General features: G+C 40.7%; 15 protein-coding genes and 3 pseudogenes. 6 read left to right on the plus strand and 12 right to left on the minus strand.

The window, feature by feature from the left end; all coding sequences use genetic code 11:
* Positions 1–375: 375 nt before the first annotated feature.
* Positions 376–1,152, plus strand: a complete 777-nt coding sequence (locus tag EPB74_RS01365; RefSeq protein ID WP_274902335.1) for a hypothetical protein — start codon at positions 376–378, stop codon at positions 1,150–1,152.
* A 458-nt stretch (positions 1,153–1,610) separates the two neighbouring features.
* Here EPB74_RS01365 and EPB74_RS01370 read toward each other — a convergent pair whose 3' ends face one another.
* Entirely contained in the window at positions 1,611–2,381 is a 771-nt protein-coding gene (locus EPB74_RS01370; RefSeq protein ID WP_274902336.1) for an IclR family transcriptional regulator, read from the minus strand.
* Between the two features lie 174 nt (positions 2,382–2,555).
* Between EPB74_RS01370 and EPB74_RS01375 the strand changes: the two are divergent.
* The 4 genes and pseudogenes from EPB74_RS01375 to ppc all read left to right on the plus strand — a co-directional run bounded on the left by EPB74_RS01375 (position 2,556) and on the right by ppc (position 8,813).
* Positions 2,556–3,947: pseudogene (locus EPB74_RS01375) on the plus strand (GntP family permease).
* Positions 3,948–4,086: 139 nt separating this feature from the next.
* Positions 4,087–5,146 (plus strand): annotated as a pseudogene (locus EPB74_RS01380) (aldehyde dehydrogenase family protein).
* Between the two features lie 592 nt (positions 5,147–5,738).
* Positions 5,739–5,879: pseudogene (locus tag EPB74_RS01385) on the plus strand (benzoate transporter); the annotation flags it as partial.
* Between the two features lie 138 nt (positions 5,880–6,017).
* On the plus strand, positions 6,018–8,813 hold the full coding sequence (gene ppc / locus EPB74_RS01390) for a phosphoenolpyruvate carboxylase (protein ID WP_274902337.1): 2,796 nt from the start codon (positions 6,018–6,020) through the stop codon (positions 8,811–8,813).
* Positions 8,814–9,081: 268 nt separating this feature from the next.
* Here ppc and EPB74_RS01395 read toward each other — a convergent pair whose 3' ends face one another.
* Positions 9,082–10,071: a YhdH/YhfP family quinone oxidoreductase gene (locus tag EPB74_RS01395; protein WP_342462730.1), complete on the minus strand. Its 990-nt coding sequence runs from the start codon at positions 10,069–10,071 to the stop codon at positions 9,082–9,084.
* Positions 10,072–10,613: 542 nt separating this feature from the next.
* On the opposite strand from EPB74_RS01395, the gene EPB74_RS01400 reads away from it, so the two are divergent.
* Positions 10,614–11,759, plus strand: coding sequence for a M14 family metallopeptidase (locus EPB74_RS01400; RefSeq protein WP_274902339.1), 1,146 nt, complete (start codon positions 10,614–10,616; stop codon positions 11,757–11,759).
* 17 nt (positions 11,760–11,776) lie between these two features.
* Here the strand turns inward: EPB74_RS01400 and EPB74_RS01405 are convergent, their stop codons facing one another.
* The 10 genes from EPB74_RS01405 to EPB74_RS01450 form a co-directional block, all read right to left on the minus strand.
* Entirely contained in the window at positions 11,777–12,478 is a 702-nt protein-coding gene (locus tag EPB74_RS01405; RefSeq protein ID WP_089555781.1) for a DUF1003 domain-containing protein, read from the minus strand.
* A 76-nt stretch (positions 12,479–12,554) separates the two neighbouring features.
* Positions 12,555–13,208 carry a c-type cytochrome gene (locus EPB74_RS01410; RefSeq protein ID WP_079693071.1) on the minus strand — a complete coding sequence of 218 codons (654 nt, stop codon included), beginning with the start codon at positions 13,206–13,208 and terminating at the stop codon, positions 12,555–12,557.
* Between the two features lie 76 nt (positions 13,209–13,284).
* Entirely contained in the window at positions 13,285–14,886 is a 1,602-nt protein-coding gene (locus tag EPB74_RS01415; RefSeq protein WP_274902340.1) for a flavin monoamine oxidase family protein, read from the minus strand.
* Positions 14,887–14,994: 108 nt separating this feature from the next.
* Positions 14,995–16,359: a cytochrome c gene (locus tag EPB74_RS01420; RefSeq protein WP_274902341.1), complete on the minus strand. Its 1,365-nt coding sequence runs from the start codon at positions 16,357–16,359 to the stop codon at positions 14,995–14,997.
* Positions 16,360–16,461: 102 nt separating this feature from the next.
* Complete coding sequence (locus EPB74_RS01425; protein ID WP_274902342.1) at positions 16,462–17,076, minus strand: YceI family protein; 615 nt, start codon at positions 17,074–17,076, stop codon at positions 16,462–16,464.
* 398 nt (positions 17,077–17,474) lie between these two features.
* On the minus strand, positions 17,475–18,173 hold the full coding sequence (locus EPB74_RS01430) for a VIT1/CCC1 transporter family protein (protein WP_274902343.1): 699 nt from the start codon (positions 18,171–18,173) through the stop codon (positions 17,475–17,477).
* Between the two features lie 48 nt (positions 18,174–18,221).
* Complete coding sequence (locus EPB74_RS01435; protein WP_274902344.1) at positions 18,222–18,956, minus strand: PAP2 family lipid A phosphatase; 735 nt, start codon at positions 18,954–18,956, stop codon at positions 18,222–18,224.
* Between the two features lie 47 nt (positions 18,957–19,003).
* Positions 19,004–19,447, minus strand: a complete 444-nt coding sequence (locus tag EPB74_RS01440) for a diacylglycerol kinase (protein ID WP_274902345.1) — start codon at positions 19,445–19,447, stop codon at positions 19,004–19,006.
* A 178-nt stretch (positions 19,448–19,625) separates the two neighbouring features.
* Positions 19,626–20,933, minus strand: coding sequence for a sensor histidine kinase (locus tag EPB74_RS01445; protein ID WP_274902346.1), 1,308 nt, complete (start codon positions 20,931–20,933; stop codon positions 19,626–19,628).
* A gap of 99 nt (positions 20,934–21,032) precedes the next feature.
* Positions 21,033–21,719 carry a response regulator transcription factor gene (locus EPB74_RS01450; protein ID WP_274902347.1) on the minus strand — a complete coding sequence of 229 codons (687 nt, stop codon included), beginning with the start codon at positions 21,717–21,719 and terminating at the stop codon, positions 21,033–21,035.
* Between the last annotated feature and the right edge of the window lie 9 nt (positions 21,720–21,728).

The following is a 21,728-nucleotide window of genomic DNA, read 5'->3' on the forward strand; positions in this document are numbered from 1 at the left end:
ACATCGAAAGGTAAGCGGTATTTTAAGTGAGGTTTACAAGTGGGCTGATTTAATATGACGTCACGATTACAGAGATATTTCTTAGTAATTTATACTAAACCTTAAGAAATGTGAGGAGGTTTACGTACATCGATTGTGTACGCGAATACACTATTGAATGTTTTAAATTATTGTGGATGGATTCTTGTATCTAGCACAATAATCAGCAACTTAATAATTCGACATCCTCCTAAATATTAGACCGCAGCGCATAGCTTTTATTAGACTAAGCGCTTGATAGGTATACTTACATTAAGATACTGAATAAAAAATCGTACTGGCTTAATATTAAGTGTCAAGATTTACTAAACAATAATATAAAGAGGACTATAAATCATGTCAAATAATTCTTCTAATAACAATACAGACAATGAATCAGTAGAAACCCCTAAGAACAATACTGTGACATCTGTAGAAGTTCTAAAAGACGACAAGTCTAATAAAGACGACAAGTCTAACAAAGACGACAAATCTAACAAAGACGACAAATCTAACAAAGACGACAAGTCTAATAAAGACGACAAGTCTAATAAAGACGACAAATCTAATAAAGACGACAAATCTAATAAAGATGACAAGTCTGATAAAGATGACAAGTCTGATAAAGATGACAAGTCTGATAAAGATGACAAGTCTGATAAAGATGACAAGTCTAATAAAGATGACAAGTCTGATGCTAATAAAGACGATAAATACAGTGCAGCGATAGCTAATATCTATCAATGGGCAACTAAGCTTAAAGATGACTTTAAGTCTGATAAAGACAGCAAATCTGATGCTAATAAAGAAGACAAATCTGCTGCATCTGATAAAGATGATAAAGATGATAAAGATGATAAGCACAGTGCGACAATAGCTAATATCTATCAATGGGCAACTAAGCTTAAAGATGATTTTACATCCGAAGCATCTAATATGACGCATGACGTTTCCGAAAAAGCAGTTGCTATGATGCTTAAGAGGCTTTTAGATGCCAAAACTGTTGAGTTAGAAGCCTTTGATAAGAAAGTAGCAGACTCTAAAGGTTCGGTAGATAATGCAGAAGAAGAACGTAGTAAGATTGCCGCAAAGAAAGAGCAATACCAAGGTATGATCGACCAACTAGAAGGTTAGTTAGCAATTTAGGCAATTAGTGTCATTAATCCAGTGTTAGACGTTTAAATTAAGCGTTTAGCATTGGATTTTTTATTGTTTTTTATTTTGTTAGAGGAATCAGTCAAATAAGATGTTCATCTAATGAAGAGGTAAACCCCGTGTTGAGGCTTTCCTAAAAAACTAGGGTCTTTCCCAAACTTGTGGAGCCTTTCCTAAAAAGTGTGTAACTGCTTATAATCCACTAACCGGAGAATAAGCAATGACGCTTTATGATTATGCTTGCTGACCGTGTCAGCAAGCATTTAATCTAAATGGCAGTCACACAGAAGTCAGGATATTCCTTTGTGCTTATTACAATTATAAGTGCTCTAGTATGGGCAATGGTGGCTTTATACCTAGACAGAAACTAAACTACGCAGCTTAATTCTATTTATTAGCTTTCTTATGGTTGGGAGGGCTACCCATTGTTAACAATTTTATTCATAGTCTCTACTAAAAATACCTGATAGCTCATCAGCAGCTTTCCGCATGATAGGTACATACTCCAACAACTCATTTAAAGTTTTTCTTACCGTTGGACCATGGGTGAAAACTGTCGCAAAAGCTTCATTTTCCCCATTAGGAATCAGCACAGCACAAGCTACCATACCGGGAATAAACTCTTCGTTATCTATTCCTACGCCAGTATCCCGTGTTTCAGTAATACTCTGCGTTAATCTTTTTTTATCCGTCTGTGTATTCGTAGTCAATGCATGTATCGACATCTTATCGATAATACGTTCACATTTATCATTCGATAACTGTGCCAGAAGTAGCTTACCACTTGCACTTGCCCAAATTGGCACATGAGTTCCAACTGGTAAGTATATTTGAAGCGGCCACTCAGATAAGACACGATCTACATAAACCACGTCTAAATCTTGCATGATCGCGATACCTACTGTTTCTCCTATTTGCGATGAAAGTTGCTGTAATATGGCCAGCCTTTCGGTTTTAAAATGGCTGTTTTGCCATAAGTTCATAGCTAACTTATATGTTCGTTTCCCGCACGCTACTTTCCCATGTAAATCTAAATAGACGAATCCTAGATTTTGTAGTTGATCCAACAGCCGATACATACTCGGTATAGGCACCTCTAACGTTTCTGCTAGATCGCTAACACTCATTGGCCTCTGTGAGCTGGCTAAGACTTCTACTATTTGTAAAACACGCTCAACGCTTGAACCTTTCTTTTTAGTATCATTCACTTCTTCTTAGCTCCCGAACTATATGACATGAAATAACTCTAATCATTATAACGATAATATTTATGCGTTTGCGGCTTGTTATTATAAATTTATCCTGTTATTTTCTTATATCGATATAATTTTTATCGTTATATATTTTTATAAAATGGATTTGATGTCGCACAAGGAGTGCATATAATAAGTTTATTGCCCATGTTTCTTTCGCTAGGGTTATTGATGTATTTGGCCTACCGTGGTCATAGCGTCATTTTATTAGTACCATTATTAGCAATGTTTGCTGTGCTTTTAAGTGGTGAAGTTAGTACGATGCTTGGCGTTTATACCCAAGTGTTTATGAAGGGTCTAAGCGGATATATCATCAGCTTCTTCCCGCTTTTTCTACTAGGCGCTATATTTGGCAAGTTGATGGATGATTCAGGGTCCGCACTTAGCATATCAGAGTCATTAGTTACCAAGCTCGGTAAGAAGCAGGCTGTTTTATCTATCGTCATGGCCTGTGCGATTTTAACGTACGGCGGTGTGTCGTTGTTTGTAGTAGGCTTTGCTGTATACCCAATCGCTGCTGCTTTATTTCGCGAATTAAATATTCCCAAAAGACTCATTCCTGGTGCAATCGCGTTAGGTGCTTTGACCTTCACGATGACCGCTCTACCAGGTACGCCTGCCATTCAAAACGCCATTCCAATGCCATTCTTTAACACTGACTCATTTGCAGCACCTGGGCTTGGTGCTATCGGTGGTTTGATTATGCTAGTGGGCGGAATGATCTGGCTTAACTATCGTACTAAAACTGCTTTCAATGCGGGTGAGGGTTACGGTCAACATCATAATGACAAATTAGCGGTAGTCGATCATAGCTCTAAGCCTTCATTATGGGTGGCATTATTACCCATTATCTTAGTCATATTGATTAACTTCATTTGTACTAAATGGCTATTGCCTAGTATGGATAACAGTTATCTAGCAAGTGAAGAGTTCGGCGCTGTTCCTCTGTCTAAAGTGCTTGGTATTTGGGCTATTGTCATAGCTTTAGTAATATCATGTGGGTCGATGATCTTGCTTAACTGGAAGCGCTGGAAGAACTTAAAAGAATCACTTAGCGAGGGTGCGCTAGGGTCATTGCTACCCATTTTTAATACCGCATCTGAAGTGGGTTATGGCTCGGTTATCGCTACTTTGACAGGGTTCATTATTGTAAAAGAATTCTTATTAGGTCTATCTCCAGGAAACCCTCTTATTTCAGAAGCTGTCTTCGTAAACGTTATGGCGGGGATTACTGGCTCTGCATCTGGTGGACTAAGTATTGCTCTCAATACCATGGGAGACAACTACCTCTAGTTAGCGTCTCAATTTGGTATTAATCCTGAGTTAATGCATCGTGTCGCTTCTATAGCGTCAGGTGGTTTAGATGCTCTTCCTCATAATGGTGCAGTTATAACACTACTTGTCATTTGTCAGCTTACTCACAGAGAGTCTTATAAAGATATTTTTGTAGTAGCTGTTGCAGTACCTGTGTTAGCTCTAATAGCAGTAATTACCTTAGGTACATTAATGGGCTCGTTTTAGCACAGTAGTAAACACATAGTATTCTTCTATCAAGAATCATGAAGGTCGGCCGCGATGCATGTCAAAAGCTGCCAATAATAAATACAAAACTTACTTTTAATCTACCTACAAACTAAATGCTATAAAAGGAATATATATTATGCAAACTATCGGACATTTTATTAATGGTCAAGCAATTAATGAAGAGAGCCAAACACAACCTATTTATAATCCCTCTACTGGTGAAGTGAGTAAATTGCTCTAGGTGGTTCTAAAACTATTGATGAAGCGGTTATCGTTGCAAAAGCTGCCTTTCCAGCATGGCGTAAAACCCCACCGATGAAGCGCGCTAGAGTTATGTTTAAGTTCAAAGAGCTTTTGGAAAAAAACGCTGATGAAATTTGTCGATTAATCGGTGAAGAGCATGGAAAAATTTCACATGATGCTGCCGGTGAACTACAATGCGGGATTGAAAACGTTGAATATGCTTGTGGCGCGCCAGAACTACTAAAAGGCGAACATAGTATAAGGTAAAAGATGCCAAGCTCTCGGCGGTGCAAAAATCACGCCATTGTGATGCCAGATGCTGACATAGATAATGTGGTCACTTCTCTATTAGGCGCAGCTTTAGGCTCGTCAGGTGAACGTTGTATGGCTTTGTCTATTGCGGTAGCAGTAGGTGATGATATTGCTGACAGAATGGTTGAAGCATTACAGCCGGCGATACAGCAATTAAAATTGGGTGCCTATTCGGACCAAGAAAATGATTTCGGCCCAGTCATTACGCAAGCTCATAAAACTAAAATTTTGGAACATATCAAAAGTGCTGCAAACCAAGGAGCAGAGGTCATCATTGATGGTTCTAATGCAGCACCAACAGGTCATGAGCAAGGGTTCTTTGTTGGTCCTACTCTAATAGACCATGTGACAAAAGAGATGGACAGTTATGATACAGAGATTTTTGGTCCCGTACTTCAAATGAAGCGGCTCGCTATTTCATTGATAATATCCAAGTCGGCATGGTTGGGGTAAATATTCCACTACCAGTGCCAGTAGCATCGCAAAGTTTTGGCAGTTGGAATCGCTCATTATTTGGAGATCTGTTTATGTATGGACCAGACGGTGTAAGATTTTTTACTCGCCGTAAAACGGTTAACCAGCGCTGGCCAAGTGCTACCATACGAGAAGACAAGCAGTTTTCTATGCCAACTCTAGATTAGAACCTGTATTCTATTAGTGATAGTTTGAAAAATATGAGCAATACCTTAACCTTATCCCTAATCTTGAGTTTAAAACTCCAAGTCTATTTAAAGATTAGTGACAAGATATATAAAAAAACACCTACTCAGTATTTTTAATAAAACTAGACTAATCAAAAGTATCTAAGTTCAAAATATCATCATAGTGACCGGGATGGTCAAACGATGACTTTTGAAAAGCTGTACCTATTACATGGTAGTAACATAAAATGCCGTTTAATATTTACTGTCTCCAAAATCAATTTTAGATTATCCAAAAAATTTAATAGATTATAGTGAGTTAAAAATGAAAGCGATACGATTGTAATAACGTGCTATTGCTATCATTTTTTCCTGCTTGCTGTTCGTAGGCGTGACAGAGGCTGCAAAAAGCTATAGTCAATAGCACTGTATCTTTTTTAAAATGAATCTACTATATACCAATGAATCTTTCGAGATTTACGAATTCTTGTGTGTGAAGTCTGATGCCATAACTTTTCATATACCGGATACATCACTATATATAATGCATGAATAGTATTAAAATCGTTGCTGAAGATAATAAAAAATATCGGCGCTGATAACCTTTTTAGCCACGGCATTCAGCATGCAATTTTTGGGGCTGAGTTCGGTATTTTGGAATATTTGTATCGGTATGATTGCTCACTACATATTGACTAAAAAACATAGTAAGCTGATTGCTGAACTATACTGAAGAAACCGTAAAGATAAATTTGAACAGCACTGCTGGTGAATATGGTGATAAATTTTTGTCACAAAGAACTATCTATATAAAAACTACGTTTAAGACAGCATGACTATTTCACCCACTAATTTGATGAGAAGGTTAAGGATGACTATCGATAACGACGTATTACGTGAGCGCATCAGCTTATTAGGATCATTCCTAGGGGATGCGATTTCTCGCCAGACTGGTGAACAAACGCTTAATACGATTGAAACCCTGCGCAAAGGCTTTATCCAACAACGCCGAGAGCCTAACGAAGCGAACAAGCAGCAACTTATCGACTTCATAGCCTCGTTAGACAATCAAACCTTAAAAAATGTCATCCGCAGCTTTTCTATCTATTTTTTCTTAGCCAATCTAAGTGAAGAAAATTACTTACGCGAGCAGCGTCAAGCCTTGCGTATGCAATCAGAGCACAGCTGGGAAGGATCGTTTCGTCGTACGCTCCTTGAATGCCGTGAACGCCATATTGAACCTGCCCAAATGCAAGAGCTGATTGAACAGCTAAAATTTATCCCTGTCTTTACTGCCCATCCTACTGAAGCGCGTCGCCGTACGACCATGAATCTATTGCAGAGTTTATTCACTCATAGTGATGCTTTAAACAATCTTGCCCAAAACAGTTTCGCCTACCAGCAAGCGAAAGAACAAACGGCGCAAACGATTGATTTATTATGGTCATCGGATGAAGTACGTACGCGTAAGCCTTTAGTCTATGACGAGATCAATAATGGTTTACACTACTTCAATGCCAGTTTATTCAACGCCATTCCCAAGGTTTATCGCAATATTAAAGACGCCATTGTTGATATCTATCCAGAGCTAACAGATTACCCATTGCCTGCGTTCATGAGCTTTGGCTCTTGGATAGGTGGCGACAGAGATGGCAATCCATTTGTCACTCATGACACCACAGAAATGGCTGTATTGATGCATGCCAATGCTGTTTTGCGCCATTATCAAGTCCTGCTCAAGAAACTACGTCGTCAGCTTATTCACAGCGATACGATTGTTACTATCGAACCTGAAGTGTATGCAAAGATTGAAAGTTACGTTGAGCTCGACAGACGAGTCTTTGATTACAATCTTGATGATTACGGTAATGAGCCTTATCGCAGATTACTTTCATTAATCCTTAATAAGGTCAAAGCTACTAACTGCCTTATTCAAAGTAAAGGGAATGATAGTGAGGCTAAAAAAGATGCTTACGCCAACCCACAAGAGTTGTTAGAAGATTTACGCATCATCCGGAAAAGCGTCAATACTCATGACAAGGTACATGGCGAAGGCTTATTGCTCGATATGATTCGTCTGGTCAAAACCTGTGGTTTTCATCTAGCAGCGCTCGATATTCGTCAAGAATCGTCTTATCATAGCGATGTGATAGCCGATATTTTTGCCAATGCTTCTAATTTGCCAGACTACCAAACCCTTAGTGAAACCGAGCGCCAAGAGTGGCTCACGCGCTTACTTGAAAAGCCGGGCACACCACTTATTTACACCGATAATTTGAGTGATAAAACACGCGAACAATTGGCTTTGATGAACTCTGTGGCCACATTACGTAAGCTGGTCGGGCAAGATACTTTTGGCAGTTATGTTATTTCGATGACCAACAACGCCAGTCAATTATTAGAAGTTTTACTATTAATGCGCTTTGCAGGCTTATGCAAGATTGATGATGATGGGCAGTTATCTGCTGACTTACCTGTCGCACCCTTGTTTGAAACCATCGAAGATCTTAAAAATATCGATAAGATTCTACCTGCGGTTTTAGATAACCCGCTATATCGCGGACTGCTGCAACACTCAGATAACACCCAAGAAATCATGTTAGGTTATTCAGATTCTTCAAAAGACGGCGGCATCATTACTTCTGCATGGCAGCTTTATAGCGCGCAGCAAACCATTAACCGTATCGCTGATGAATATGGTATCAAAACCCGCTTGTTTCATGGTCGCGGTGGATCTGTTAGTCGTGGTGGCGGCTCAACGCATAACGCAATTGCCGCGCAACCTGCAGGTACACTGCACGGACAAATTAAAGTAACCGAGCAAGGTGAAGTCCTTTATGCCAAATATGCCAACACCGATACTGCGGTGTTTGAGCTGACCATGGGCATCACTGGTACACTTAAAGCTTGTTCCTCAAGGTTTGTGGTGCAACCGCCTGAATTACCAAATTATGAAGCGCTCTTTGCGCGTTTAGCAGACGCTGGTGAGCAGCGTTATCGGCAGCTGACTGATCATACCGAAGGCTTTTATCAATTCTACTCACAAGCCACGCCAGTGGCAGAAATCTCTTTATTAAATATCGGCTCACGCCCAGCGCACCGTAATAAGGGTTTGCCAAGTAAGACGACCTTGCGCGCAATTCCTTGGGTGTTTGGTTGGTCTCTAGCGCGCTTTACACTGCCTGCTTGGTATGGTGTCGGCAGTGCTTTATATAGCGTCATCGATAATGAAGCATTGATGAAGGAGATGAATGACTGCTGGCCATTCTTTAACGTGTTTATTAGCAATATTGAAATGGCGTTTACCAAATCTGATATGAGTATTGCTCAGGCTTATAGCCAGCTATGTGAAGATGAGGGATTACGTAAAAAGATTATGCAAGCGGTAATCGATGAACACCAGCTCACCTGTTCAGGTTTAAATTCTTTGCTTAACCAGACATCATTATTGGCTCATCAGCAGAATCTTGCGGCTTCTCTTGAATGGCGGAACGCTTATTTAGATCCAACCAACTATATCCAAATAGAGCTACTAAAACGTGCCAGACAAAAAGAGGCTAAAAGTGATGTGAACCATGGTGACCTTAATCATGGTGATCTTGCCGTTGAAGATCCATTGATCCGTAGTATCAATGCGTTGGCAGCGGGTCTACGTAATACGGGGTAATTGCTAGAGCAGTATGGTTATGGAGTGAAAATAGCAAACACTTATGATCTGCTAAAAGCAGAAAAATATGACTTGAACCTTTAAATACAGACCATTGATAGCAATGGTCTGTATTATTGAGATATTGGTGATGTACTTTGAGTGAGGTTTTTGAGGGTGAACCAAATTATTAAGGGTTCTTATTTATTGGGGGGATTACCCTGCCTATTTTGAATAAAATCTTTTGCCATATGCTTGAGGCATATCATATCGCTGAGAAACTAAACCCTTATGATATTTTTACCACATACCTGCCTACTGATTTTCCCTCTAACATTAATGCGTAGATATCTTTGACACCTTCTAGAGTAATCTCATTAGTTATACTATCCAAAGTATCTATTTTCCATTCATCCGCTAACTTATCCCATGCTGCTTGCTTCTTCTCTAACTTGCATTCGACAGAGTCAATACCGATCAATCTTACTCCTCGTAAAATAAACGGGAATACATTGGTATTAAGTTCATGTGACGCTGTTAGCCCACAGCATGTGGCTACACCATCATATTTTATATACTTCAAGGCATTGGCTAATATTTCACCGCCTACCGTATCGACAACCCCTGCGTACCTTTCAGCCATTATGGGTTTTTTAGCATCCTCATTGAAGGTATCTCTAATAATGACTTCTGAGGCGCCAATTTGCTTTAAGTAATCGATTTGCTCTTCTTTTCCTGATACGGCAACGACGGTAAAGCCAATCTTTTTCAGGATAGAAACGGCGATAGAACCCACGCCACCTGTGGCGCCAGTGACTAAAACCTCACCATCTTCTGGCTTGACACCGTTGTCTAGCAATTCATTGACACTCAAAGCCGCTGTTAATCCTGCAGTACCAAAAGTCATTATTTCTTTGTCGCTTATCGCATCCGGAATGCTAGCGACCCATGATGCGGGCACTTTGACAAACTCTGCGTGGCCACCATCGGTGTTCATACCCAAGTCATAGCCGGTGACCAATACTTTTTCTCCGACTACAAATGCGTCAGATGCTGTTTCATGTACCACTCCAGCCACATCAATACCCGTGATATGCGGGAATTTTCTAGTGACGCCAGGATTTCCTATAGAACTTAAGGCATCCTTATAGTTCAGTGATGAATAGGATACCTTGATTACAATCTCATCTTCGTCACATTTAGGTTCAGGCACTTCTTTTATTGCAGCTAAGAATTCTCTATCTGCTACTTTCTCTACTAAAAACGCTTTCATATTCATTCCTTATACATCACTAACACCGTAACACCTCAACGTTTGCAACGAAAGGATTGGGCGTCATCAATTGTTTAAAGCCAAAATTAAGGTGCTAACATTACACTTTTTATAGCATGCTAGTTATTTTATATATCGATATAAAAGTTATCGATATATAAAATAACATAACAGCTTTATGATAACAAGCTGCAAACCCCAATACTGAATAGTTTCACCTAAGAAAAAAAGAAAGTATAAATCAATATCTTTGTGCTAGGTAGTCAATAGCCTGAAGAGGTTTATTGATATTGAGTATGATATTGGCAAAACAATCATTGGTTTGATAATCATCTTCTAAGATGGAAGGGCTTAACATGGATAGCTCCATAAAAAAATAATTTCTAATCATTTTTTGCTGTGCTTTTAGAAAGTATAATAGTGAGTTGTAGAAGAGGCTACAGCCAGAGAAAAACATGATATTTGATGGCGTGAAGAAAAAATAGAGATAAATTGCTCTGACTGCTACTTTTTAAAACACCACCATAAAAACTGATTAAGGAAAAGTTATGCATATCACCGCTAATTTCGATGCAGGCAATATTGACGTTATTAATTTAGAAGATAAAAAAAATATCCAATTGGCTATTCGTCCGGACGTTGGTGGCGAGTTTTTCCAATGGTTTAACTTTCGTATAACTGGTCAGATTAGCGAGCAATATGTGCTCAATATTCTGAATGCAGGGGAAGCGGCATTTCCTGCAGGGTGGGAGAGTTATCAAGCGGTTGCCTCATACGATCGTGAGTATTGGTTCCGTCTGCCCACCTCTTATCAAGACGGCAAACTCACCATAACGGTAGAGTTGGAATGTGAAACCATTCAAATTGCTTTTTTTGCCCCTTACAGTTATGAGCGTCATCAAGATTTACTAGCAGCTGTGCAAATGCACCCATTTGTGACTTTAGAGCATTTAGGCGAAACGCTTGATAAGCGCGACTTAACCTTAGTCAAAATTAATGATGGCAATAGTGATGGCGTTAATAATAAAAGCAAACGCAATATTTGGATCACTGCGCGCCAGCATCCGGGTGAGACGATGGCTGAATGGCTGGTCGATGGTCTACTGCATAGCTTGTTAGATAGTGATAATGCGACCAGTAAGTTGTTATTAGAAAAAGCGAATTTCTATATTGTGCCGAATATGAACCCCGATGGCAGTGTGCGTGGTCATCTGCGTACCAATGCAGTTGGGACTAACCTAAACCGCGCATGGTCAAATCCAAGCTTAGAAACAAGCCCTGAAGTATTTCATGTCATTAATAAAATGGAAGAAACTGGTGTTGATCTATTTTATGATGTGCACGGTGATGAGGAGATACCTTTTGTATTCCTTGCCGGCTCTCAAGGTACGCCGAGTTATAACGACCGACTCGCGCGTCTACGCGATAGATTCTCAGAAGTGTTAAAACTGGCCAGTGCCGACTTTCAAACTGAGTTTGGTTATGACGTTGATGCGCCAGGTACAGCGAATATGACGCTCGCAACTCACTGGGTGGCTGAACGTTTCGACTGTCTTGCCAATACCTTGGAGATGCCGTTTATAGATAACAATAACGTCCCCGATGCGGATACAGGTTGGTCGCCAGAGCGCGCTATGAAATTAGGGGAAGCATCGTTAATTGCGATGTTGGCGGTCGTTGATGACTTACGTTAATTAATGACTTACTTATCCTAATGCTTTTTGCTCATTTCAGATAACAAGTCGAGTTGTATTTCTTGTATCTCAGTCAGCCTATCCCATTGATGTATGAGAAGGTGATCTAGCTTCTCATGCAGCTGTTGAATCTCAAGTTCGGCTTTTAAGTTGATTTGATAGTCATTTTCTGAGCGTAGCCTGTCTTTGGTTTCTTGTCTATTTTGGCTCATCATAATGACAGGTGCTTGAATAGCAGCGATACAGGAGAGTATTAAGTTTAATAGAATAAACGGGTACGGATCTGCAGGACGGGCGACCATTACCACGGTATTTACGATAATCCAAATGGCTAGAAAAATAGCAAAACAAATGAGAAATGACCAACTACCACCAAACGTTGCAATTTTATCTGCTAATCGTTCACCAAAAGTCCATTTTTGATCTAGGCCAGTATCAATATTTTTGGTGATGAGTTCATGCTGTTGCATACTTTTAATCAATTCAGACTCAAGATCTGTCACCTCACCCTTTCCAGACTTTAGCGATGAGTGAACATACTTCATCCGATACTTGCTTAAATCTGTTTGGCAAATATAGTCTTTAGGTAGGCATTCGGGGAAATCATGTAGAATTTCTTCTGTAATAGCCTTTCGTACTGCGCCTATAGGTGTGAGGTTTTTTATAGGATAATTTTGTCCACAGGCAATACAGGGATAAAAACCATTTTTTTTATTCATTTTATTCATAGTCACACTCTTTTATGATTACCTAACTCAAGCAAGAATTTTCTAGAAAGTATCTTTTACAATAAAATTATTCACTCGGATCAGAACCTGGTGGAAAGTCATGACGGAGCTGGGCGACATTGGTTGCAGTGACGGTATCGGTAAAATTATTAAGATCACTATGCACATACTGCGTGACCGCTGCTATCTGCTCATCGTTCATCATGCTGTGAAAGGAGGGCATACCGCGCAGACCGTTGAGGATAACGCTAATGATATAATATTTTGATTGCATCTTACTGTTATTGGCAAGCGGCGGATAGTAACCAGCCCCTTGTGCGCCTTTACCATCTTGCATATGACAACCTGCACAAGAATCATCATAGAGCTTTTTACCGCTGGTACTAAAAAATCCCGTTTTACCTTCTAAGCTGCCTTCGAATTTGACTAGCCATTGCTGCAAGTTAACATCTTCTGCCATCGCTGGTAAGGAGCTGACATCGACGATATTGGCTTGCGGCTCTCTAAGCGCTTTTTTAGACATGTAGACCGCGCCCCACGCGCCATTATTACGACTGGCTTGATTTTCAAATACTACTTGCGAGGCTTGTAGATCAGCTAAAGTAGGGGTTGTATGAGCAGTTTGGTCTTTGCTATAGCGGCTACAGCCAGATAGTGTAGTGACACTCAGCGCTACTGTGATGGTAGATATGGCAAGTAAGTTTGGTTTTATCATCTCTATGTCCACCTATAAGTTCTTTATCATTGAGTCAATATCACTTTGAAACTCAATCATTCTTAGCTCAATATTGTTGCTGCTAGCCAATACTTTTTGCTCTTTGGTGCAAGCGCTTGGCGGCATCCATACCGGATAAGATTGCCCCTTCTTGCCAAGCTGGAACATGCGAGCAGTGCTCACCTGCTAGCACGATACGGTGATCGATCGCACATAAGGTGTCGTAATATTGATCGCGACTTGACTCACTCCAAATACCATAACAGCCGAGTACCCATGGAATACGATGCCAAGCGACTGAAGTACCAGAGCGGAACTCTTGGGGATATTGTGGATGAATATGTTTGCCATACTGTAGCGCCGCATCAATGCGTTGTTTGGGATTCAGACTATTAAATTTATAAGACGCCTCGCCAAACCCATAAGCACCGAGCAGCACCCCTGAGCCGGTGGTAAACATATCGTGTGAGGGGTAGGAGATTTGTGAGATGGGCATATCAGTGTAAGTAACTCCGCCATAAATCCATTCGTCTTCTTCCCAAAAACGGCGTTTAAACTCTAAGCCTACTTTATAGGAGCTGTCATAAGGAACGGCTGCCATCGCTTGTTTCATCGGCGCTGAGACATTAATATCTATTTGGGTCAATACTGATAGAGGAATAGTACAAATACACCAATCTGCGCGTACGGTTTTCGAGACGCCGTCAAGATCATTGCTATCGACATAATCGACACTCACACCGCTATCATCTTGCTCGATTTTGGTCACTTTTGCATTAAATGTAATCACATCACGGCATTCGCGAGTGAAGGCATCACCGATTTTACCCATACCGCCGATAGGCTGAAACATCGTTGGTTGATGGACGTGAATGGTATAGTTGTTGTAAAGGTCTGCCCACATTCCTGAAGCCAATAGTTTATCCATTGGTATCGGCGTTGAGGGCTTAGCATCTGGCATCAGCCCGCCACCTGGATAAACACTATAGCCGCGATGTTTGCTGGTTTCATGGCTTCTGACGTAACGATAATTATTATCCAGAACGCCCCAACCCTTTAAGCCTTCTAATAGTTTCTCTTTGTCTTCTTTATTGACCGTCTTATCAAGACCACCTGTATTGACCGCTTTAGATAATAGCTCTGAGACATAACCCCGTACATCGTTTTGTACTTCGCCCAAGCGCTGCGGTGCGCCATTGAAATGATTGGTACGGTGCAGGTAGGCACGGTCATTGGTTTGAATAAAAGGCTGCAACGCCACGCCAAACTTTTTGCAATAATGAAAGACGGCATAATGATGAATAGGTAATCGCCATGGCCCACCATTAAAGTAGTTGCCTTTTTTAAAGTCGCAAGTAACCTCATCGCCACCCAATTCAGTATATTTATCACCAGCGTTCAGTGTCCAACTGCGGCCACCACCGCGATTTTGAAACTCAAGAACGGTCACTTTATAGCCGGCTTTACGTAGCTCATAAGCAGCAGTTAAACCAGCTAAACCTGCACCCAGAATGACGATACTTGCTCCAGCAGGCGCTCCTTTAAGATCAATCTGTTGCTTAAAGCTAGACTCTGAAGCAAACCCTAAGGTCGTCATTGCTTGATACATGGCCGTTGCTCCGGCAGTCTTACCGATCATTGCTAGTAACTGCCGTCTTGTAGGCGCTTGAAATAAGTCGTTCATTACATATCCTTGTTATAGAGCATTTGTCCATGACAGCCAGTGTTTGCTTATTTTTATAGCACGGTATTGTTTTTACATTTCATTAACCACCCTCAAACTTATACTGCCTCATTCCATTACTTTTTTAACATCTTTAGCAGTGACGTCACTGCTTGGTAGGCCACCGAAATTGACACGCACATAGTTGGTAATACTAGCAATCTGTGCATGAGTGAGCTCTTTAGCGAAGCCAGGCATTTTGGGTGCAGTATTCAATGCGCCTTTTGCACCATAAGCAATGACGTTAATCAGTGCATCTGGCCTAACACGACGAATACTGCTTAGCCCTACGATAGAGGCGTAACGAGCATCGGGCTGTGCGTAACCATCGACCCCGTGACAGCTGCCACAGGCAGCAAGATACAGCGATTTTGGTGAGTTGGTGGCATTGTTGTTAGCATCAGCATTATTAATGGCAGCTTTTGCCTGCGCTAAATAGTCTTTTTGCTCAAGCAAATCGTAAGTAATAGAGTTACTCACTGGATTTGGCAGGCGGGCGATATTTACGGGTATTAAGTAATCATCGGTTTTAATAGCGGGGACGACTTTTAGATAAGCCGCCATCGCGCTTAAATCTTCATCGGTTAGATAACGGGTGCTATGGGCGACCGCCTCAGCCATCGACCCACCAGCATATGCGCGTTTATCAAGCATTCCGCTACGTAGATAAGTAACGATATCTAGCTGACTCCAACGCCCGATGCCAGTATCATTATCTGGGGTGATGTTGGGTGCATACCATTTACCAAGCGGCGCACCAGATAAATACTTGTCTTTATCAAGACCTTGAGTGAGATTACGTGGGGTATGACAAGTGCCGCAATGTTCTAAGTTATTAACCAGATATTCACCGCGTTGCTGGGTTTGGGTGAGACCTAAACGGTTTTCGGTAGAAGGTACATTAATCAGATTCCAAGCCAGCATTAAGGTGCGGATATTCAATGGAAAGGGTAGTTTGGTGGTTTTTTCAGGCGGTATGTCAATGGGAGGTACGGTTTGAAAGTACGCAAATAACGCACTAATATCCGCATCAGCCATACCATGATAAGACGGATATGGCATCGCAGGATAAAGCTGATGTGTGGGTGCACGGCCTTTTTGCAGGGCTTTTTTAAAGTCAGTTTCGGTATAGTTGCCGATACCATAACGTTGAGAGGGCGTGATATTGGTTGAGTAAATGTTACCAATAGGGGTTTCAATTGCGACGCCGCCGCTATAGTCTTCGCGATGACAAGCCATACAGTCGGCAGTACGGGCAATATAGGCACCGCGATTGGCCAAATCACTATTCATGGGACTTACATTGGGTAAACTGGTAGCTGGGCTGAGACTAGGCAAGGTCGTCGCATTAGGTAGGCGTGCGCCATCAGCCATGACAGCGCTGGAAGCCATACTAAGTACAAGTGCTGATGACAGCATGGAAATTGGCTTCATAATATCCTCACAAGGCTGGCAAAAACTAATGTTCAATCATTTTAGCGATGACTCTATTACACGTTGAATTACATGCTGATGATTTATCAACGCTCAAGAAGATTACTGTTTGGCAGCTTCGACCTGAATATTTAAAGTCAAATTTTTAGTCATGCCGAATAAGACATATTTTTTGATATTCCACTGAGTACGGTCAATGGTGGCGGTAAAATTGCCTCCACAGACGTTCTTCTTAAGTGGGGAGCTCAAGTAGCAATTAAATTTGGTCGCCAGTAAACTAATAGGATGGGTCTGACCGTTTAAAGTTAGTTTGCCATCCACTCGTGTGACCGTTGGGTTTTCTTTGTCAGAGGTAAAATGCCATTTGGTGGATTCAAAATGAGCCAATGGGAACTGTTCCATATTAAAAAAATCAGGGCCCATCAGTTTAAGATTAAACACTTTATTGCCGGTATTTAAAGATTTTATGGGAATAATAAGGGAGATGTCGCCCGTTTTTGCGCTCGGATCATACTGTAGTAGTCCCGTCACGTTATAGAAGCCGCCAGTGGTGGCAGAGGTTTTGAGGTGGTCAATAGCGAAGCGTACGTTGGAATGGTCAGGCTCAATTTTATAGGTGGCTGCGTGACTGCTAGCCATACAACTTGCAAGCAATAATAGCGTCCCTAATAGCTGGCAGTAACGTAATACTGCTGGGTCAAATAAAAACTGACTCATAACAACATTCCTTTGTTGTGTGATCTTACTTATGACACGCTTTTTAAAACTTTACTAGCACTGTTTTATTTAGATGAAGGTTTTAAGATTAATACAAAGATTATTATAATCAGCAGATAAAAAATTACGTTTTCGATTAAATGTTATTTATATGACGTCGGGCAGACAACCGACATCATAAACCAAGCAATAATGATGACCAACACTCATTCGCTTATTTGACTGATTGTAATACCTTGCTAAATAACGAATGTGATTTTTTAAATAATGAGCCAATACACCACACATTTCTATCTCTATCATCATAACTTAGCTTGACGTTAAGATAGCGTTAAGATGCTGGCTAATGTGATAGATAATGTGAAGGCAAAATAATGTTTTTAACGATAGATTATGCTCTAAACCGCCACACCAAATAATCGTCCAATTAATGATGTTGCAACCATCGCTAGCACACCCCAAATTAATACTCTAGCAGTAGCAGGAATGACAGGAGCGCCGCCCAAGCGCGCTGATATTATTCCAAGTAGCGCTAAGCCTACTATAGTCAACGAAGCCAGTGACCAAACCAGCGTTTGTGCTGGCAACAGCAGAATACCAATAATCGGTAATATCGCACCAACAATGAATGATAATCCTGAAGCAACTGAGGCATGAATGGGCTTAGCTTGACTAAGATCTGTCAAACCAATCTCATCTCGGGCGTGTGCCTCAAGCGCATCATGCTCAGTCAAGGCTACAGCCACTTGATGCGCTAAGACATGATCAAGTCCACGTGTTTCATAGATTTTAGTCAGCTCAAAAAGCTCGCGCTCAGCATTGTGAGTCAGTTCATGCTGCTCTTTATCGAGATCCGCTTTTTCAGTATCTGCTTGTGACGATACTGAAATATACTCGCCAGCCGCCATTGATAACGCGCCTGCAGTTAATGCTGCCATGCCTGTTAGTAGTAATGTCTGACTACTGGGGCTTGCCGCAGCGACACCGACCAGTAAGCTGGCAGTTGAAATTAAACCATCGTTTGCACCAAGTACTGCCGCCCTGAGCCAATGATTGCGGTTACTTAAATGCGCTTCGTCATGAATAGAATGGTGCATAGATACCCTCAAACGATGTCGATATGAATTAAAACATAGCAGTGTAGCCTATAATGTTACACCCTTAGTTGCAGCTCTTTTGAAAAGAATACTTGCGAGTGCGCAAGCTAGCGTCCATGACAGCAGCATAGATACTAAAGTATGACTAAAAAAGTGGTCGCCAAAGAGCATTTTATACAGTCCCATCGTCCATCCTAAGATAGTGACTATTGCAAAAATTTTATAGCGGTGTTTTTGTAGTGTCGGTAAAAATGCCAATCCATATAAAGAAAACCCTGCGCTGGCATGAGCCGCTGGAAAGCATTTGGCTGGTGTCATGGCTACGATGTTTTGCCAGAGGTTAAGATAGGGTAGATCGCCATTGAATAGAGATAAGTTATTTGGACAACTAACGTGGGTGAAGCTCTTGAGCGTTGCGATAACCGTAGGCACAACTATTAAGACGATTAACAGATAGCTTATCTCACGAACAGATAAAGGTATAAGAAATCTATCGAATCTAGGTGTGTTAATTGAAAAAGTAGCGTTCGAATGCTGTCTATATTTGAGAATTAAAACGGTCAATAAATAAATAGCTAGCAAGATTAAGAGTAATTTAGGAAAATCATAAAAGATAAACGCATAAGGCTGTGCGCCTTTTTCTAATGACCAATGTCCATTGGAATAGAAAAGCTCACTAATACGAACGTCTAATTGGCTATGCTCAAATATCAGTGTCGCGATAATGGTTAAGCAAAGTAGCTTGAGCCATAACCAATCAGTGAAATTTTTTGCTAAAGTCATTGAGTCACCTTTTAACATATATTAAGTCAAAAATATCCAAGTATTACTCAATATAAAAGGTTCAATAACGCCATTACCCATAAGATAAACAAAAGTAATAACGCCAAAAATTGTGCAGCAGAACCCACATCTTTGGCTATTTTGGCGAGTGGGTGTTGATCCATTGACGTATGATCAACGCTGGCTTCAAGACCCGTATTAAAAAGCTCGACGATAAGCGATAAAAAAGAGGCGATCATTAGCATCATTTTTATGTTGATAACAAAGGGAGTGAAGGAAATGGCAATAAACAATATCAGATTGAGCCAAAAAACTTGTCTAAAAGCGGCCTCATACTTGTAAGCGGCTTTAAAACCATCTAAAGAATAACCCGCTGCTTTAACAATACGAGAAAGACCTTTATTTCCTTTGGCCTTATTCGCATAACTATCGGGTGCAAGCAGCTGAGTAGCTATGGCTTGATTTTTTGGTTCAGAGTTGACTGTATTCATATTGAATTCTTAATGTTCATTAATAGTGAGTTATGCTGTAGATTTTGAATAGTTTAAAAAACAACTAAAAAATCAGCATACCGTTCTTATAAAACCAGTATAAGACAGTGAGTATTAAGAAAACGTTAAGACAATATTGACTTGTTGATGTATGAAATACAGTAAAGACTCATATACATTATTTATTATAATAAATACTAAACGTACTACCACCGGTTTTATTCGCTTGGTGGGTTAACTGCCAATCCATATGAGCCATGATTCGTTGCACGATGCTTAGACCCAAACCAGTTCCCTCTACCTGATCGCCTGTATTTACCTCTTTCAGACGCTCAAACCTCTCATAGAGTAGCGGCATCATAATCTCCGGAATGCCAAGACCCGTATCAGATACTGTGATTTTTTCACTATCGATGGTTATAATGACTTCGCCATCATCGGTGTACTGAAAGGCGTTTTTTATTAAGTTTCCCAATGCCATTTTTAACAGTTCAGGTCTTACATAAGCCACATAATCTTCATCAGCGACTACTTTGCAATTTACCGGTTTATGGCGGAGCAAATATTTTAAGCGTGACACTTCATTAAGGGCGATGGTGTTGATAGACGTTTGTGGTGTGTCCAGTTGCTCAGGAGCGCGCGATAAGAGTAATAAGGCACTGATAATTTCAGAGGTTTCTTTAGCGGTAGTGCTAATACGGTTGGCGAATTCGCTCAAGCGACTGTTGTCTTCAAGTTGTGAGGCTAATACCTCAGATGCGCCCATAATAATGGTCAACGGTGTGCGCAACTCATGACTGACATCTCCTGTGAATAGTTGCTCGCGTTTTAGATATTGCTCTAGTTTATGGTTTTTTTCATCAATTGCCCTCGCTAACACCCCAACTTCTGACGGTAGATGGGTTAATTCGGTTAAGTTTTGATGATCTGTTTCCACTGCTTGCTTTAAATCTAATAGTGGCTTGGTGATTTGCTTAGCAGATAAATGTGAAAATATGGCGGCGATTAGCAAACTCAAAACGACCGCAATTTTTAGTGCATCCGCAAATATATCTTCTAGATGCTCAAATATTGCCAAAACAGGATAGTTTTCCATCACCATTTCGTCGTCTTCTAAGTAGGTCAAAATATAAGCTTTTTTGTTTTGTTGATAGGCGAAAAAGTGTAAATTGGTCTCAAAATTGCCAGCTTGATTGTTTACCATCACTGGTATTTCTTGTACTGTTTCGGTCGCTAAAGCCTGTAAGTTTGCTGGTGCCATATCGTAGTGATAAATTTTAATACCCGGATTGGCAGTATAAACCGTCTGCTCACCTTCTTTTTCTTGACTAAGCTCTAACTGTTGTAGAAGACGAGCTTTGACTAACTCTTGCTCTATTCTGACTTCAGCATACATAAAAATACTGACGAAAGTTGTGCAGAGCAGCAAGGCAAATAAGAAATAGGAGATGCGAAACTTATTAGCGATTGAGTCTATATTGAACATGGCATTTACTTAGCAGTGTAGGGTAGTAGATAGAGTAAGAAGAAATACAGATACGATTCCTCATTATAGCGTTTTGTATTTAAATCTTATTATGAAGCTTTACACCTTGTCTGGATCAATAATTTGGTAACCAACACCAGGCATCGTTACTATCATAGTTTTATCGAACGGTTTATCAACTTGTGCACGCACACTATGCAAATGGGTGCGAAGGGCATCACTACTTGGCACATCCTGTCCCCATACTTTTTCCTCAAGCTCGGTTTTACTAACGACCCGAGGCGAGGCACTCATTAAGGTATGTAAGATTTTGAATCCTGTTGGGGTGAGTTTTAGCAGTTTATTTTCTCGTTCGATGCTATGTTCCTCAGTATTTAAAGACAGCTTACCAACTTCAATACTGTGCTGAAAATGTTCATCCTGATGGCGGCGTATCAGCGCTTTGATACGTGCTTCCAATTCAACCAATGAGAAAGGCTTGACCAAATAATCATCAGCACCGCTATCAAATCCTGCTACTTTATCCAAAACAGTGTCACGCGCAGTCAGCATTAATACAGGTGTCTTATCATGCAGCTCTTCTCTGAGCGTTTTGCACAGTTTGGTACCGTCCATACCGGGAAGCATCACGTCTAACAGTATAACGTCGTAACGATTACTTGCTGCCAGTGCCAAGCCACTAAGTCCATTATGGGCATTATCCAGCACAAAGCCCTTTGGTTCAAAAAAAGCATAGATATTTGCCACGATATCAGGATTGTCTTCAATGATAAGTATTTTATACATAATGGCTAC

Origin of the sequence: Psychrobacter sp. DAB_AL62B (assembly GCF_028895345.1) — a bacterium.
Classification (GTDB): domain Bacteria; phylum Pseudomonadota; class Gammaproteobacteria; order Pseudomonadales; family Moraxellaceae; genus Psychrobacter.

Excerpts from the sequence above, each read along its gene's own strand:
- EPB74_RS01365 (WP_274902335.1), top strand. The coding sequence starts at position 376 with ATGTCAAATAATTCTTCTAATAACAATACAGACAATGAATCAGTAGAA.
- ppc (WP_274902337.1), top strand. The coding sequence starts at position 6,018 with ATGACTATCGATAACGACGTATTACGTGAGCGCATCAGCTTATTAGGA.
- EPB74_RS01395 (WP_342462730.1), bottom strand. The coding sequence starts at position 10,071 with ATGAATATGAAAGCGTTTTTAGTAGAGAAAGTAGCAGATAGAGAATTC.
- EPB74_RS01400 (WP_274902339.1), top strand. The coding sequence starts at position 10,614 with ATGCATATCACCGCTAATTTCGATGCAGGCAATATTGACGTTATTAAT.
- EPB74_RS01405 (WP_089555781.1), bottom strand. The coding sequence starts at position 12,478 with ATGAATAAAAAAAATGGTTTTTATCCCTGTATTGCCTGTGGACAAAAT.
- EPB74_RS01415 (WP_274902340.1), bottom strand. The coding sequence starts at position 14,886 with ATGAACGACTTATTTCAAGCGCCTACAAGACGGCAGTTACTAGCAATG.
- EPB74_RS01420 (WP_274902341.1), bottom strand. The coding sequence starts at position 16,359 with ATGAAGCCAATTTCCATGCTGTCATCAGCACTTGTACTTAGTATGGCT.
- EPB74_RS01425 (WP_274902342.1), bottom strand. The coding sequence starts at position 17,076 with ATGAGTCAGTTTTTATTTGACCCAGCAGTATTACGTTACTGCCAGCTA.
- EPB74_RS01430 (WP_274902343.1), bottom strand. The coding sequence starts at position 18,173 with ATGCACCATTCTATTCATGACGAAGCGCATTTAAGTAACCGCAATCAT.
- EPB74_RS01435 (WP_274902344.1), bottom strand. The coding sequence starts at position 18,956 with ATGACTTTAGCAAAAAATTTCACTGATTGGTTATGGCTCAAGCTACTT.
- EPB74_RS01440 (WP_274902345.1), bottom strand. The coding sequence starts at position 19,447 with ATGAATACAGTCAACTCTGAACCAAAAAATCAAGCCATAGCTACTCAG.
- EPB74_RS01445 (WP_274902346.1), bottom strand. The coding sequence starts at position 20,933 with ATGTTCAATATAGACTCAATCGCTAATAAGTTTCGCATCTCCTATTTC.
- EPB74_RS01450 (WP_274902347.1), bottom strand. The coding sequence starts at position 21,719 with ATGTATAAAATACTTATCATTGAAGACAATCCTGATATCGTGGCAAAT.